The sequence below is a fragment of the Methylobacterium sp. D48H genome (genome assembly GCF_053345715.1).
Genome location: NZ_JBKFAP010000029.1, coordinates 1 through 13946 on the forward strand (window position 1 = coordinate 1; position 13946 = coordinate 13946).

Consider the following 13946-nt stretch of genomic DNA (forward strand, 5'->3'; position numbering starts at 1 on the left):
CTTGGTTCGAGGACTACAACACCATCCACCCGCACTCCGGCCTGCGCATGCTCTCGCCCCGAGAGTACCTCAGCCGGACTGCCTAAACCCGCCCCGCTGCCTGTCCGGTCAAACAGGGTGCACTCCACCAGGACCGCCGCGTCACAATGAAAGTCCGCGCCATCAAATGGCGCCACGCCCGTGACAAGATGGAACAACGAAGCAAAAATTTGCATACTTCGAGAGATATACTCGAAATGCAAATTGGATACGGCATGAAGGATCTGGACTCCCCTAAAACTCCCATCAAAACTTATGCCGCCAAACAACACAAGGACTTCGAACACGCCGCAATGGCTCCACAAAGCCATAAGCTGGCTTTTCGACCCGAGGCAATATAATTATGAAGATATTTTTGCAGCGGCGAGGCATTGCATGCGAGCTGAGTAATACAAAAATTGACGATTGCGATCCAGGATGCTTATATTCGAAAACTAAAACATCACATCATTTAAGTCAAAAATTAGTTTGCGCGGCCCGTAAGTTCAGCTGAGCCTTGAATGGTAGAGTATGCGCAGGGCGTAGAACACGCTGGTTGCGCCGACGTTCGTGATCACTCCAAATCAAGCGGCTCGCGTGCCGGCGACGTCCCGTCCGTGGGCCTGATCCATGATCTCGCCGATCCGCTCGCCGACGGCGACGGCTATCTCCACCGAGGCCGCCCCTTCCGAACCCTGCCGGCAGATCCGGGTCAGGACGTCGGTCACGCGCTGCTCCATGACCCCGAGAATCGCCGCGGCCGCCTGGGGCTGGGCGCCGCGCAGGACCGCCGCGAGGTCGCAATAGGCGTCGTGAAGAAGCTGCAGCGTGAGCCGATCGACAGCCTGTTCATCCTCCGCCGACAAGGCCCGCATCACGCCCCTCTCAACGTCCCGCACCCTACGCCACCGACAGCCTTGCCCCGATGCGTTAACAAGGCGTGAAGAACGCCGTCGGTCGGCAGGAATTGGCTAACCACCCCGCCAAACGGCGAGGACGGCAACCTGACGCGACCGGAATGGAACTTGGCGGGCGGTCGGCGTGTCAACTCCGCAGGATCCCTCAGCGCGAGAGCTTTTCAATGCGCCCCCTCATCGCCACGCTCACCGCCGCGAGCCTCGGTCTGGCCGCGGCCCCCGTGACACCCGCCCTGGCCCAGGTGCAGCAGAACAATCCGAACGCTGCCAACCAATCCATGGAGACCAGCGGTCAGGTCCGCGCTCTGCGACAGGAGCAGACGACCCAGAGCAATACGCTCCGGATGGACATCCAGAGGAACCAAGCCGCGACGCCCGCTCCGAATACCGGGCCGAACGCCATCGGCCCGACCGGGGGCACCGGCGTCATCGGCCGCTGAGGGGGGCGAGCGGCGCCGGCCTACACGTCGGGCAGGGGCCGTCCCTTCACGACCACCCGCGGCCACCGCTCCAGGCCGATCGGCATCAGCACGGCGATCTGCGGCGGCACCGCGGTGCCGCCGAGCAGGCTCTCGAGGGAGATCCGGCAGGCCTCCTCGATCTCGCCGCGCGTGCGCGCGCCGGAGGTCTTGATGTCGGCGATCAGGAGCGCCGCGATCTCGTGGGCAAAGGCGTCGCCGTCCAACATGCCGGACTCCCGCTCCGTGTCAGCTCAGCATAGTCGCCTGAGCATCGTCCCGGCATCAGCACAGAATTGCGTATCCACATACCGATTGCGGATACTTTGTCGCGTTCACGGGTCAGTCGCCGCGCGCCGCCGCGCTTTGGAACCGTAGCCGGGAGGGGGCCGGGACCACTCGAAGGGCGGTGAAGGTCAGCGACGGTGGTATCGACCGCCGGCAGCAGCACCAGGGTGAGCGGGGTCGCGGCGATCAGGCCCCCGATCACCGCGGTGGCGAGCGGCCGCCGCACCTCCGCGCGGGCGCTGGTCGAGAACGCCACAGCCGGAAGTCCAGTGCCGTAAGGTGAGCCGCCATAATCACAGGCCGCAGCGGCTTCGCGGCGGCGTGGGTGGCGGCCTCCCGGACGCCGGAGTTGGACGCCTCCAGATCGCGGAGGTCGCTCGCGAGCACGACGCCGTTCAGGATCGCGATGCCGAAGGGCGTATGAAGCCGGTCGCCGTCGGAACCGACAACGGCTCGCCGCGCAGAGCCAGGGCTGGGTTGAGGCCGGGGAAGTGCAGCGAGGTCTTCCGCCGCGTCGACCGCGCGCCGGACCGCCGGCCATGGCTTGAGTCTCATAGCGGCAGTCGCCGACATCCCCGGCGCGCCCGTGACGCGGCATTTCCCGCCGACCGGCGCGGACCCGGAAGGCCGCGCGGCGCGATCAACGAGGTGTCTCGGATCGTGGACAGAGACGCCGGGATGTAAGACCGGCCCGACCGCCGCGAAAGCGGCGGTTAAGGCTCGGCGTGCCAGAGCGTGGCAACGAAGCGCCGTCCGCGGGGGGCCGATGAACGTCTGGCGACGCGTCGCCCCGTGGCTCGGCTCGGCCCGCACCTGGATCGTCCTCGGGATCCTGGCCCCGCTGGGCATGGTCGTGATGTCCGGTCTCATGCTGGCCGACCTGCGCCGCGACGCCTGGACAAGCGCGGAGCAGACCTCCTGGAACCTCCTGCAGGTCCTCGAGCGCGACATCGCGCGCAACATCGAGATGTACGATCTCTCGATCCACGCGGCGGTCGACAACCTGAAGGTGCCGGGCTTGGCCGAGGCCGACCCGCACCTGCGCCAGCTCATCCTGTTCGACCGCGCCGCGACCGCCCGCGACATGGGCGTGATGCTGATCCTGGACGAGCGGGGCGACGCCGTCGGCGACATCGCAGCCGTGCCGCCGCGCCCGGGCAACTACGCGGACCGCGAGTACTTCCAGGTCCACCGGGCAAGCACCGGGCTCGGCCTCCATGTCGGGCGCCCGATCGTGTCGCGGCTCAACGGGGAGCGGATGCTCCCGTTCAGCCGCCGCATCGACCGGCCCGACGGCAGCTTCGGCGGCGTAGTCCTGGGCACCGTGAAGCTGTCCTACTTCACGCACCTGTTCAGCGAGATCGATCTCGGACCGGGCGGGGCCATCAACCTGTACCTGACCGACGGTACCCGCCTGATGCGCTACCCCTACGTGGAGGCGGATCTCGGGGCGAATATCGGGCAGACCGCGATCTTCAAACGGTTCCTGCGCGAGGGCCGCGGCAACTTCGTCAGCACCTCCGTGCGCGACGGCGTCGAGCGGAACTACACGTTCACGCGGATCGGAAATCTGCCGCTGATCCTGAACGTCGCCCTGTCCACCAAGGACGTGGAGGCGGAGTGGGCCGCGAAGGCGACGATCATCGGCGGCATCGTGCTGGCGCTGTGCGGCCTCACGATCGCGCTGTCGCTCCTGTTCGGGCGGGAGCTGCGTCGCCGCGAGGCGCTGCGGGCCGAGATGGCGGCGCTGTCGCGCACCGACGCCCTGACCGGCCTGCCGAACCGCCGCTGCTTCGAGGACGCCCTCCGGCGGAATCTGGACGCGGCCCGGCGCGACGGTCAGCCCCTGTCGCTGCTCATCGTCGACGCGGACCATTTCAAGCGCTTCAACGACCGCTACGGGCACCCGGTGGGCGACCAGATCCTGCGGGGCTTGGCCCGCTGCCTCGCGGCGAGCGTGCACCGCCCCCAGGATCTCGTCAGCCGCATCGGCGGCGAGGAGTTCACGCTGCTCCTGCCCGAGACGGACGAGGCCGGCGCCCTGCGCGTCGCCGACACGGTCCACGCCGAGGTGGCCAAGCTGACTGTCACGTCGGCCGGGATCGGGGCCGGTGCCGTGACGGTGAGCATCGGGCTCGCGGCCGTCCGGCCGGGTGCCGACCGGAGCACGCCGCTGTCGGATCCCTACCGCCTGGCGGACGGCGCCCTGTACGAGGCCAAGAACGGCGGGCGCAACCAGACCCGCAGCGTCGCGCCGCCGTCCCCGCGGGGCGCCCTGCAGCTCGTGCGGACGTCCTGACCGGCGCGCCGCCGCGGCTTCGCAGAGCGCTTTGACGGAATCGACACGAACGCCGTGGTCTGCTGGGCAGGATGGCGGACGGCCCGGATCGGGCCCGACGGCGTCGCGCCGGGACGGGACGGGCGGGATCGATCATCCGTGCCCCGGGCCGGCGGAGCGCGCGCGGATCCGGAGGGATCCGGCCCGCAACCATAGGGTAACGAGGATGGACGACAGACGCGCCGCGCCCCGCAGACGGACCCTGCTCGAGGGCCATATCGAACTCGCCGGCGGCGGCGTGATCGACTGCACGATCCGCAACATGTCGGACGGGGGCGCCCGCCTGAAGGTCGTCAGCGTGATCGGCGTGCCGGACGCCTTCGTGCTCGCCTACGGCGGCAGCGGCCGGCGCCGGCCCGCCCGGGTCACGTGGCGCCAGGAGACCGAGCTCGGGGTCGCGTTCGGCGACGCCTGACGGGCGGCGGCCGAGGCTTCCACGCCCACCCGTGTTGAGGGGCGGATCGGATGAGCGTGGAAGGCCAGCGTCCGGCTGGTGACCCACCGATGCGACGACAGGGTTAACGCTTCGTTACCGCGCCGCGGGGTCCGCGCGCCGGGCCTGGAGCGTCTCGGCGATCACCACGCCGGTCCGCAGCACGTGGCGGTGGGCGACGGCCCCGGCCGCGGCGGCGTCCCGCGCGGCGAGGGCCGCGAACAGGTCCCGGTGCTCGCGGGCCGATTCCTCCCAGCGGCTGCCGCTGGAGAGCGCGCGCAGGCGCGCCCATTGGGCTCGGGCCTGGAGCGCCGCGTGGGCCTCCGCCAGCGGACGGTTCCGGGCGGCCTCGACGATCGTCCGGTGGATCTCCTGGTTCAGGGCGAAATAGGCGTCGAGCACTTGGTCCCGGTGCATCCGGTCGAGCTGCGCCTGCTTGCCGCGCAGCGCGTCCATCAGGGCTTCGGAGATCCGCGGCGCCGCGAGTTCCGCGGTCAGCCGCTCGATCCCGGCGAGCGCCTCGAACAGTTCGAGGATCTCCTCCGGCGTCCAGTCCGGGACGCGGGCGCTGCGGTTCTGGTGCAGCTCGACCAGCCCCTCCGCGGCCAGGAGCTTGAGCGCTTCCCGCAACGGTGTCCGGCTGACCCCGAGGGCCACAGAGAGGTCCGTCTCCACGAGGGACGCGCCGGCCGGCAGCACGCCGCGCACGATCATGTCCCTGAGCCGGCCCGCCGCCTGCTCGTGCAGCCCGGTCCGCGGCACCTGCGCGGCCGGGACGACCGGCGCCTTGCGGGGCCGGCCCCGGCGGCGTGCGACGACGTCCATCGATCCTCCCGTTCTCCCGCGCCAGCCTAGCGCGTCCGGCCGCCCGATCGATGACCTATTTTTCGGCGGCTTGCGCTGCCATATCATGCATTTGCGCAAATTGCATGCAGCATGCAGAAAATGCCTTGTCGCCTGCCCAGGCCTGTCGGATGCTTCACGTATCGGGGATGGATTCCATGGAACGAGCGAACGGCACGACGCGTCTGGGCATGCTGACGCCCTCGTCGAACAGCGTCCTCGAGCCGGCCACGGCGCATCTGCTGGCCGGCCTCGCGGGCGTGAGCGCCCACTTCGCCCGCTTCCGCGTGACGGAGATCGGCCTGTCGGCGGCGGCCCTGGACCAGTTCGACCCCGAGCCGATCCTGGCGGCGGCCGAACTGCTCGCCGATGCCCGCGTCGCCGCGATCCTGTGGAACGGGACCTCCGGCGCGTGGCTCGGCTTCGACGCGGACGAGCGCCTGAGCGCCGCGATCACCGACCGGACCGGGTGCCCGGCCTCCACCGCCGCGCTCGCCTTCCGCGACCTGTTCCGCGCCCGGGATTTCCGGCGGATCGGCCTCGCCACGCCCTATACCGGCGACGTGCAGCGCCGGATCCAGGAAAACTGGGGCGCGGCCGGCTTCGACTGCGCCGCCGAGCGCCACCTCGGCCTGTCGGAGAACTTCGCCTTCGCCGAGACCGGCCCGGAGGCCGTCGCCGGCATGGTCCGGGCGGTGGCGGCCGAGGGCGTCGACGCGGTGGCGATCGTGTGCACGAACCTCGCGGGCGCCGCGCTCGCCCCGGCCCTGGAGGCGGAACTCGGCGTGCCGGTGGTCGATTCCGTGGCCGTCACCCTGTGGAAGGGCCTGGAGCTGGCGGGCTGCCCGACGGCGCATCTCGCCGCGCACGGCCGCGCCTTCGCGGCGGGCGGGGCGGGCCGCCCGTGAGCGCCGGGACCACCCTGATCCTCGACGGGATCACCCAGCGCTACGGGTCGACGCTCGCCGTCGACACCGTGACCCTCGACATCCGGGGCGGGGAGCTCATCGCGCTGCTCGGGCCCTCGGGCTGCGGCAAGACCACCCTGCTGCGCGCGGTGGCGGGCTTCCTGAAGCCCACGGAGGGGCGCGTCATCATCGGCGGTCAGGCCGTCGACCACCTGCCGCCGAACCGGCGCAGCGTCGGCATCGTGTTCCAGAACTACGCCCTGTTCCCGCACATGAGCGTCGCCGACAACGTCGCCTACGGCCTCGCGGCCCGGGGTGTCGGGCGGGCCGAGCAGAGGGCGCGGGTCGCCGAGATGCTGGCGCTGGTGCGCCTGGAGCACCTCGCCGGGCGCTTCCCGCGGGAGATGTCGGGCGGCCAGCAGCAGCGGGTGGCGCTGGCCCGGGCGCTGGCCGTGCGCCCCTCGATCCTGCTCCTCGACGAGCCCTTCGCGGCCCTCGACAAGAACCTGCGCCTCGACATGCAGATCGAGATCAAGCGCATCCAGCGCAGCGCCGGCACCACCACGCTAATCGTCACGCACGACCAGGAGGAGGCCCTGTCGATGGCCGACCGGGTCGCCGTGCTCAATGCCGGGCGCCTGGAGCAGTTCGCCCCCCCGACCGACGTCTACGACCGCCCCGAGACGCTGTTCGTCAACACCTTCGTGGGCACGGCCAACGTCCTGCACGGGCGGCTCGCGACGGAGCCGGGCGGCGCCCGCGTGGTGGCCCTGGAGGCGGGCGGCCTGCTCCCCGCCGCCACGGCGCTGCCGGACGGGACCCGGGTCGCCGCCTGCCTTCGGCCCGAGCACGTCGCCTTCGCGGAGGAGGGAGCGGGGGCAGGGGCCGCGGACGGCCTCGACGGCGCGGTGGAGGTCGGCCTGCCGCTGGGCGCCACCCTGGTCCACGAGATCCGGCTCGACGGCGGCGCCCGCCTGAAGACCGCCGAGCCGCGCGCGGCAGGCGCCCGGCCCCGGCCCCCCGGCACCCGCGTGCGCCTGCGCCCGACAGCACCCGAGCGGGTCGGCGTCTTTCCCGATCCCCGACACTGAGGCCGAGCCGCCCGACACCGAGCCAGGAGAACCGACCATGCCCCTGCACCGCCGCAGCCTCCTCGCCGGCGCCCTGACTCTCGGCGCCGCGCAGGCCTTCCCGGGCCTGTCCCACGCCCAGGCGCGCAAGCTCGTCTTCGCGACCTTCACGGGCAGCTGGGAGGAGGCGCACCGGGCCGTGCTGGTGCCGGCCTTCCGCAAGAGCTCGGGCGGCGACGTGATCCTCGATCCGATGCTCTCGGTCGACCAGATCGCCAAGGTCCAGGCGGCCCGCGCCAACCCGCCGATCGACGTGATGCTGCACGATCCGGGGCCGGCCCTCACGGCCATCACCCAGGACCTCGTCGAGCCCTACCCGGTGGCCCAGTCCGCCCATTACGGCGACCTGATCGCGGACGCGCAGGAGCCGATGGGCCCGGCGCCGTTCTTCCAGATCGTCGGCCTGACCTACAATCCCGAGAAGGTGAAGACCCCGCCGACCTCCTGGGCGGACCTGTGGAAGCCCGAATTGAAGGGCCGGGTCGGCATCACCAACCTCAACTCGACGCTGGGCACCGGCTTCCTCGTGGAGATCGCCCGGATGCACGGCGGTTCGGAGACCGACGTCGAGCCGGGCTTCAAGGCGCTGGAGGCGCTCAAGCCGAACCTCGCCGCCGTCGCCGCCAACCCGGGCGCCCTGGCGGCCCTCTACCAGCAGGAGCAGGTCGACATCGGGCCGGGCAATTTCAACGCGATCCAGATCCTGAAGGCCCGGGGCGTGCCGGTGGAGTTCGCGGCACCGAAGGAAGGCATCATCGCCTTCAAGACGACGATCCACATCGTCAAGAACACGCCGTCGAAGGAGCTGGCCTTCAAGCTGATCGAGGCCGCCCTGTCGCCGGAGGTGCAGGCCAAGCTGATGCAGAGCCCCTACCTGATCGTGCCGACCAACCGGAAGGTCGCCATCGAGGGCGAGGTCGCGAAGGTCTTGGCGAAGGACGCGGACGAGCTGAAGCGCAAGTCCGTGTTCCAGGACTGGGCCGCGATCAACCGCGGCCGGCCGGCCTGGATCGAGCGCTTCAACCGCGAGATCCGGGTGTGAGCACCGGGCCGGCCACGGCGGGCCCGGTCGCGGCGCCCCTCCGCCCGGGCCGCGCCTGGACGGCGGCCTACGACATTCGCCTCGCGCTGCCGCTCGGGGCGTTCTTCCTCGTCTTCTTCCTGGCGCCGCTGGCGCTGCTGCTGTTCGTGAGCTTCTACGCCGATCCGGCCATGACCCGGTTCGGCCTCGACCAGTACGCCCGGTTCCTGCTCGACCCGTTCTCCCTGCGGGTGCTCGGCGCGACCCTGTGGCTCGGCGTCGAGGTCACGGCGCTGACCCTCCTGCTCGGCCTGCCGCTGGCGCTGCTCCTGACCTGGGCGCCCGGCCGGATGCGCGGCCTGCTGACCCTGATCGTGCTGCTGCCGCTGCTCACGAGCGTGGTGGTCCGGACCTTCGCGTGGATCGTGATCCTGGGGCGCCAGGGCATCGTCAACGCCGCGCTCCTCGGCCTCGGCCTCACCGACGCGCCCCTGAAGCTGCTCTACACCGAGGGCGGCCTCGTCCTGGCGCTGGCGCAGGTGCAACTGCCGCTGATGGTCCTGCCGCTGGTCACCGCCCTGTCGCGGATCGACCCGAACCTCGCCGACGCCTCGGCGGCGCTCGGGGCGGGGGCGTGGCGCACCTTCCTCCGGGTGACGCTGCCGCTCTGCCTGCCCGGCATCGTGGCGGGCTGCCTGCTGACCTTCGCGGCGGCGATCACCGCCTTCATCACCCAGTCGCTGATCGGCGGCGGGCAGATGCTGTTCATGCCCATGTACCTGTACCAGCAGGCCTCCGCGCTCAACAACTGGCCGTTCGCGGCGGCGATCGCGATCGTCTTCCTCGTGGCGGTGCTCGCCTGCGTCACGCTCCTCAACCTCGCGGGCCGCCTGTCGGGCGGCCGCGCGCGCGCCTGAAGCCACCGGGAGTCACCATGCGGACGAGCCTGCGGCGCGATCTCGACTGGTTCAGCTTCCACGGCGCGGTGCTTCTGCTGGCCGGGCTCTGCCTCGTCCTGCTGGCGGCGCCCACCGTGATCGTCGTGGTCGTGTCGTTCACCAGCGGCTTCTCCCTGCGCTTCCCGCCGCCGGGCTACTCGCTGCGCTGGTACGCGGCGCTCGCGGAGGCCGAGCAGCTCCGGGCCGCCGCCTGGAACAGCCTCGTGGTGGCGGGCTGGACGACCCTGCTGTCGGTGGTTCTGGGCACCGCCGCGGCGCTCGCCATCGCCCGGTCGCGGCGGCTCTCCGCGCGGCTCCTCGACAGCCTGTTCCTGTCGCCGCTGGTCCTGCCGGCCCTGGCCTTCGGGCTCGCGGCGCTGATGCTGTTCAGCCTCGCCGGCATCCCGGTCTCGCCGCTGACCCTCGTCCTCGGCCACACCGTGGTCTGCGTGCCCTACGTGGTCCGCACCACCGTCGCGGCCCTGTCGCAGATGGACCCGGTGCTCCTCGAGAGCTCGACCTCGCTCGGCGCCTCGCGCCTCTACACCTTCCGCCGGGTGACCCTGCCGCTGATCCGGCCCGGGATCCTGGCCGGGGGCTTCATCGCCTTCATGGCGAGCTTCGACAACGTCCCGGTCTCGCTGTTCCTGCGCGACGCCGCCACCGACATGCTGCCGATCCGCATGTGGCAGGACCTGGAGGGCCGCCTCGACGTCACGGTGGCGGCGGCCTCCAGCCTGCTGATCCTCGTGACCGTGGTGCTCGCCGCCGTGATGGAGCGGGCCGCAGGCCTGTCCCGCCGGATGGCGGGCTGAAGCGCCTGGAGCCCTCGCATGCGCATCCTGCTCCTCAACCCCAACACCTCGGCGGCGATGACCGCGCGCATGGCCCGGGCCGCCGAGGCGGCGCTCGCCCCCGACGCGCACATCACCGCGCTCACCGCCGCGACCGGCTTGCCCTACATCGCCAGCCGGGCCGAGGCGCAGCTCGCCGGGGCGGCGGTGCTGGAGACGCTCGCCGCCCACCATTCCGGCCACGACGCCGCGGTGATCGCCGCCTACGGCGATCCCGGTCTGGTCGCCGCGCGGGAGCTGTTCGACCTGCCGGTGGTCGGCATGGCCGAGGCCGCGATGCTGACCGCCTGCCAGCTCGGGGCGCGGTTCGCGGTCGTCACCTTCGCGCCCGCCCTGCTGCCCTGGTACGAGGACGCGGTGGCGCTGGCCGGGCTGTCGGCGCGCTGCGCCGGCCTCCACGCGGTGCGCCGGCCGTTCCAGGCCGTGACCGAGGTGCAGGACGAGCTTCGGCCCGAGATCCTGGCCCTGGCCGAGCGGGCGGTGGGGGAGGGGGCCGACGTCGTGATCCTGGCCGGCGCGCCGCTCGCCGGCCTCGCCACGGCCCTGCGGGACGCGGTGCCGGTGCCGCTCGTCGACCCGCTGGCGGCCGCCCTGGGCCAAGCGCAGGCCCTGGTGCGGCTCGGGATGCGGCCGCCGCGGGCCGGCCGTTTCGCCCGCCCGCCCGCCAAGCCGGCCACCGGCCTCGCCGGGCCGCTCGCCCGCTGGATCGCCCATCGCGAGGAGGAGTCATGACCCGGATCGACGCGGACGGCCCGCTCTGGACCCTCTCGGCCGCCGCCCTGGGCCGCCGCTACGCCGCCGGGACGGCGAGCCCGGTCGCGGCCGCCCGCGCCTGCCTGGAGCGGGCCGAGGCCGTGAACCCGGTGCTCAAAGCCCTCGTCGCCGTCGATCCCGAGGGCGCGGAGCGCGCCGCCGCGGCGAGCGCCGCGCGCTGGCGGGCGGGGCGACCGCTCGGGCCCCTCGACGGCGTGCCGCTGACCGTCAAGGACAGCCTGAACGTCGCCGGGTTCGCGACCGGCTGGGGCAGCCGGCTCTACGCGGGCGAGGGGGCCGGGCAGGCCGTCGACCGCGACGAGACGCCGGTGGCGCGCCTGCGCGCGGCCGGGGCGGTGATCCTGGGCAAGACCAACGTCCCCGAGCTGACCGTCCAGGGCTACACCGGCAACCCGGTCCACGGCGTCACCCGGAACCCGTGGGATCCGGCGCTGACGCCGGGGGGCTCCAGCGGCGGCGCCGTGGCGGCGGTGGCGTCCGGGATCGGGCCCCTGGCGCTCGGGACCGACGCGGGCGGCTCGATCCGCCGGCCCGCCTCCCATACCGGCCTCGTCGGCCTGAAACCCACCGCCGGCCGGGTGCCGCGGACCGGCGGGCTGCCGCCGATCATGCTCGACCTCGAGGTGGTCGGGCCGATGGCGCGCACCGTCAACGACCTCGCGACGGCCATGCGGATCCTCGGGGCGGCCGACCCGGATGCCGTCGCGCCGCACGGCTTCGGCCCGTTCGGGACCACCGCGGTGCCGGAGCGCCCGCTGCGGATCCTCCACGTCCCGGCCTTCGGGACAGCCCCGGTCGATCCCGAGATCGCCGACAGCGTCGCCGAGGCGGCCGGGCGCCTCGCCGGCCTCGGCCACCGGGTCGAGACCGGCCGCTTCGACGCGGCGAGCGCCATCACAGAGGCGTGGCCGGTCCTCGGCCAAGCGGGCATCGCGTGGCTGATGCGCGCGCATCCAGGCGGACGCGACGCGCTCGGCCCCGACATCCGCGCCCTGGCGGAGGCCGGGGCGGCCCTCTCGGCGGCCGACCTGTTCGAGGTGCAGCGGATGACGCTGGCGCTGCGCCGGGACCTCGCCGCCCTGTTCGCCGACCACGACGTCCTCATGACCCCCGCGGCCGCGGCGCTACCCTGGCCGGCGGAGGACACCCATCCGCCGCGCATCGCCGGGGTGCCGGTGGGCCCCCGCGGCTCGGCGACCTTCACGGGCTTCGTCAACGCCGCCGGCTGCCCGGGGATCTCGATCCCCTGCCGACCCTCGGGCGCCGGGCTGCCGATCGGGTTCCAGCTCGTGGCGCCCTGGGGCGGCGACGAGACCCTGGTCGCGATGGCGGCCGCCTACGAGGCGGCCCATCCCTGGCGGATGGTGTGGGAGGACGGGACCCCGTGACCGGCCTGTCGCTCCACGCCGTCGACGCCGCCACGGGCCGGCCGGCCGAGGGGATGCGCGTGCGCGTCCTGCGCCCCGGGGGGAAGCGGCGGGTGATCGCCGAGGGCCGCCTCGGGGCGGACGGGACCCTCGACCATCCGGTCGTGCGGACGCGGCTCGCCGCCGGCCTCTACGAGGTCGTGTTCGTCATCGGGGACTTCGTCGGGGCCGCGGGTGAAGGGTTCCTGGAGGAGGCGGCGATCCGCTTCCGGATCGACGACCCCGACCGCCACTGCCACCTGCCGCTGAAATTCACCGCCTTCGGGGTGGCGCTGTTCCGCGGCTGTTAAGCCGCACGCGCCGCCCTCGGACCCGGCCCGCGACGGCGCGGCCCGGCCGCCCTCCCCCGCGAGGTGACCGGAGCCTCCGGAGAGCCTAGACTCGCCCCCGATCGCGGCGCGCGCAGGAGGAAGCCGATGCGGGTTCAGGCGATGACGATCCCGGCGGCGGCCGGGGCCGCGACGCGCGGCGCCCCACGGGCGCGCCTGCTGCTCGCCGCGCTGACGATCCTCGCGCTTCCGCTGGCCTTCGTCGCGGCCGCGCGGGTCCCCGCGGCGCCCGTCGATCCCGACCTCGTGCGGGTGATCCGCTTCATGGCACTGCTCAAGGGCGGCTTCGCCCTGGCGGCGCTGGCCGGCTGCTTCTGGCGTCTCGGCCGGCCCGCCGGGTGGCGGAGCGCCGTCTACGTGGCCGGACCGCCGCTCATGGCGCTCGGGGCGGCAGGCCTGTGGTCCCTGCGCGATCCCGGGCTGGCGGCGCTCGGCCACCATCTCGGCCTGTTCGCGGTCCTGGCCGCGGCGCTGACCGACCGCGAGGCCCTGCCCGACAGGCTCCGCGCCGCGCGTCGTCAGATCGTCTCGTAGGCGAACAGGACCGAGATCAGCGTCAGGCCGATCAGCCCGATGACGAAGCAGATGTCGGCGCAGCGCTCCAGGGTGACCGAGAGATCGCCGCCGTCGTCCAGGCGGATCGACAGGTAGGACGCGATCGCGCTGACCAGGAACAGGATCGCCGTCAGGGCGGCGGCCTCGTCGACGTGGCTCGGCCCGATCCAGCCCTCGGCGATCTTCACGAGGCCGATCAGCGTGGTGCAGACGCCGACCATCGTGCCGGCATTGGGGAGGATGTGGCGCGACAGGCTATCCTCGCCGGACCCGGTGCCCTTCCGCCTTTCGGCCATGCGCTCCTCGTACAGCTCCGCTCCGGCCGATGGCCCCCTGATACCGCGCCCGTGGAGGTTCGTCATGAAGCGCCCGCTCACCACCAACTTCTCCGCACCGCCGCCGGAGCGTGCCCACCCGCCCGAGCCAGCGCCCGCGGCGGCGACTTGGCGCGACGTCGCCCCGTTCGCGGCCGCCCTGATCGCCACCCTGGAGGCGATCGAGGCCGGGCAGAAGGCCGGGCCGGCGATGCGGGCGCACCGCTCCGCCATGCGCCGCCAGGGCGAGGCGGCCGCCGCGCTCGGCGGATCCGAGGCGCTGGAGGCCGTGCTCGACCAAGTCGCGGACGCGGACGCGGCCCGGGCCGAGCGGCGCCTCGCGCTCGTCCGCGAAGCCTGGGCGGGTCTGCCCGGGGATAGGGCCTGAGAGTTCGTCCACC

General features: G+C 72.6%; 18 protein-coding genes. 13 read left to right on the plus strand and 5 right to left on the minus strand.

From position 1 onward, the window contains the following. On the minus strand, positions 1–326 hold a 326-nt coding region (locus ACLBX8_RS27470; RefSeq protein WP_447716130.1), incomplete at its 3' end, for a hypothetical protein. Between the two features lie 276 nt (positions 327–602). After that, entirely contained in the window at positions 603–893 is a 291-nt protein-coding gene (locus ACLBX8_RS27475; RefSeq protein WP_020094692.1) for a hypothetical protein, read from the minus strand. Between the two features lie 206 nt (positions 894–1099). Here ACLBX8_RS27475 and ACLBX8_RS27480 point away from each other — a divergent pair, with 206 nt between their 5' ends. After that, positions 1100–1375 carry a hypothetical protein gene (locus ACLBX8_RS27480; RefSeq protein ID WP_447700900.1) on the plus strand — a complete coding sequence of 92 codons (276 nt, stop codon included), beginning with the start codon at positions 1100–1102 and terminating at the stop codon, positions 1373–1375. A 20-nt stretch (positions 1376–1395) separates the two neighbouring features. Here ACLBX8_RS27480 and ACLBX8_RS27485 read toward each other — a convergent pair whose 3' ends face one another. Continuing rightward, positions 1396–1623, minus strand: coding sequence for a hypothetical protein (locus tag ACLBX8_RS27485; protein WP_042675635.1), 228 nt, complete (start codon positions 1621–1623; stop codon positions 1396–1398). 824 nt (positions 1624–2447) lie between these two features. Here ACLBX8_RS27485 and ACLBX8_RS27490 point away from each other — a divergent pair. Both ACLBX8_RS27490 and ACLBX8_RS27495 read left to right on the plus strand, forming a co-directional pair. Next, positions 2448–3980: a diguanylate cyclase gene (locus ACLBX8_RS27490; RefSeq protein WP_447700899.1), complete on the plus strand. Its 1533-nt coding sequence runs from the start codon at positions 2448–2450 to the stop codon at positions 3978–3980. Positions 3981–4185: 205 nt separating this feature from the next. Further along, positions 4186–4434 (plus strand): PilZ domain-containing protein, encoded by a 249-nt coding sequence (locus ACLBX8_RS27495; protein ID WP_447683400.1) that lies wholly within the window; start codon positions 4186–4188, stop codon positions 4432–4434. A 114-nt stretch (positions 4435–4548) separates the two neighbouring features. Here ACLBX8_RS27495 and ACLBX8_RS27500 read toward each other — a convergent pair whose 3' ends face one another. Next, positions 4549–5277 carry a GntR family transcriptional regulator gene (locus ACLBX8_RS27500; protein ID WP_447700898.1) on the minus strand — a complete coding sequence of 243 codons (729 nt, stop codon included), beginning with the start codon at positions 5275–5277 and terminating at the stop codon, positions 4549–4551. A gap of 176 nt (positions 5278–5453) precedes the next feature. Between ACLBX8_RS27500 and ACLBX8_RS27505 the strand changes: the two genes are divergently transcribed. From ACLBX8_RS27505 to ACLBX8_RS27545, 9 genes are all read left to right on the plus strand, one after another. Next, the gene (locus ACLBX8_RS27505; protein ID WP_447716131.1) at positions 5454–6203 is read left to right on the plus strand and encodes a maleate cis-trans isomerase family protein; all 750 of its coding nucleotides are present in this window, start codon (positions 5454–5456) and stop codon (positions 6201–6203) included. Then, a complete protein-coding gene (locus ACLBX8_RS27510; RefSeq protein ID WP_447716132.1) occupies positions 6200–7294 on the plus strand; it encodes an ABC transporter ATP-binding protein in 1095 nt (364 codons plus the stop codon). Before ACLBX8_RS27505 ends, ACLBX8_RS27510 begins: the two co-directional genes overlap by 4 nt. 37 nt (positions 7295–7331) lie before the next feature. Beyond that, a complete protein-coding gene (locus ACLBX8_RS27515; protein WP_447700895.1) occupies positions 7332–8375 on the plus strand; it encodes an ABC transporter substrate-binding protein in 1044 nt (347 codons plus the stop codon). After that, positions 8372–9271, plus strand: coding sequence for an ABC transporter permease (locus ACLBX8_RS27520; protein WP_447700894.1), 900 nt, complete (start codon positions 8372–8374; stop codon positions 9269–9271). The genes ACLBX8_RS27515 and ACLBX8_RS27520 overlap by 4 nt, the downstream gene beginning before the upstream one ends. Before the next feature lie 17 nt (positions 9272–9288). Next, positions 9289–10107, plus strand: coding sequence for an ABC transporter permease (locus ACLBX8_RS27525; RefSeq protein ID WP_100253025.1), 819 nt, complete (start codon positions 9289–9291; stop codon positions 10105–10107). 18 nt (positions 10108–10125) lie between these two features. After that, a complete protein-coding gene (locus tag ACLBX8_RS27530; RefSeq protein ID WP_447716133.1) occupies positions 10126–10878 on the plus strand; it encodes an aspartate/glutamate racemase family protein in 753 nt (250 codons plus the stop codon). After that, on the plus strand, positions 10875–12308 hold the full coding sequence (locus ACLBX8_RS27535; RefSeq protein ID WP_447716134.1) for an amidase: 1434 nt from the start codon (positions 10875–10877) through the stop codon (positions 12306–12308). The genes ACLBX8_RS27530 and ACLBX8_RS27535 overlap by 4 nt, the downstream gene beginning before the upstream one ends. After that, positions 12305–12637, plus strand: a complete 333-nt coding sequence (locus ACLBX8_RS27540) for a hydroxyisourate hydrolase (protein ID WP_100253028.1) — start codon at positions 12305–12307, stop codon at positions 12635–12637. Before ACLBX8_RS27535 ends, ACLBX8_RS27540 begins: the two co-directional genes overlap by 4 nt. 126 nt (positions 12638–12763) lie before the next feature. Beyond that, positions 12764–13210, plus strand: coding sequence for a hypothetical protein (locus ACLBX8_RS27545; protein ID WP_447716135.1), 447 nt, complete (start codon positions 12764–12766; stop codon positions 13208–13210). Here ACLBX8_RS27545 and ACLBX8_RS27550 read toward each other — a convergent pair. Next, positions 13195–13527, minus strand: coding sequence for a hypothetical protein (locus ACLBX8_RS27550; RefSeq protein ID WP_056526737.1), 333 nt, complete (start codon positions 13525–13527; stop codon positions 13195–13197). The two genes, ACLBX8_RS27545 and ACLBX8_RS27550, sit on opposite strands and share 16 nt — an antisense overlap. A 64-nt stretch (positions 13528–13591) precedes the next feature. On the opposite strand from ACLBX8_RS27550, the gene ACLBX8_RS27555 reads away from it, so the two are divergent. Beyond that, positions 13592–13933 carry a hypothetical protein gene (locus ACLBX8_RS27555; protein WP_447700891.1) on the plus strand — a complete coding sequence of 114 codons (342 nt, stop codon included), beginning with the start codon at positions 13592–13594 and terminating at the stop codon, positions 13931–13933. Positions 13934–13946 lie beyond the last annotated feature (13 nt).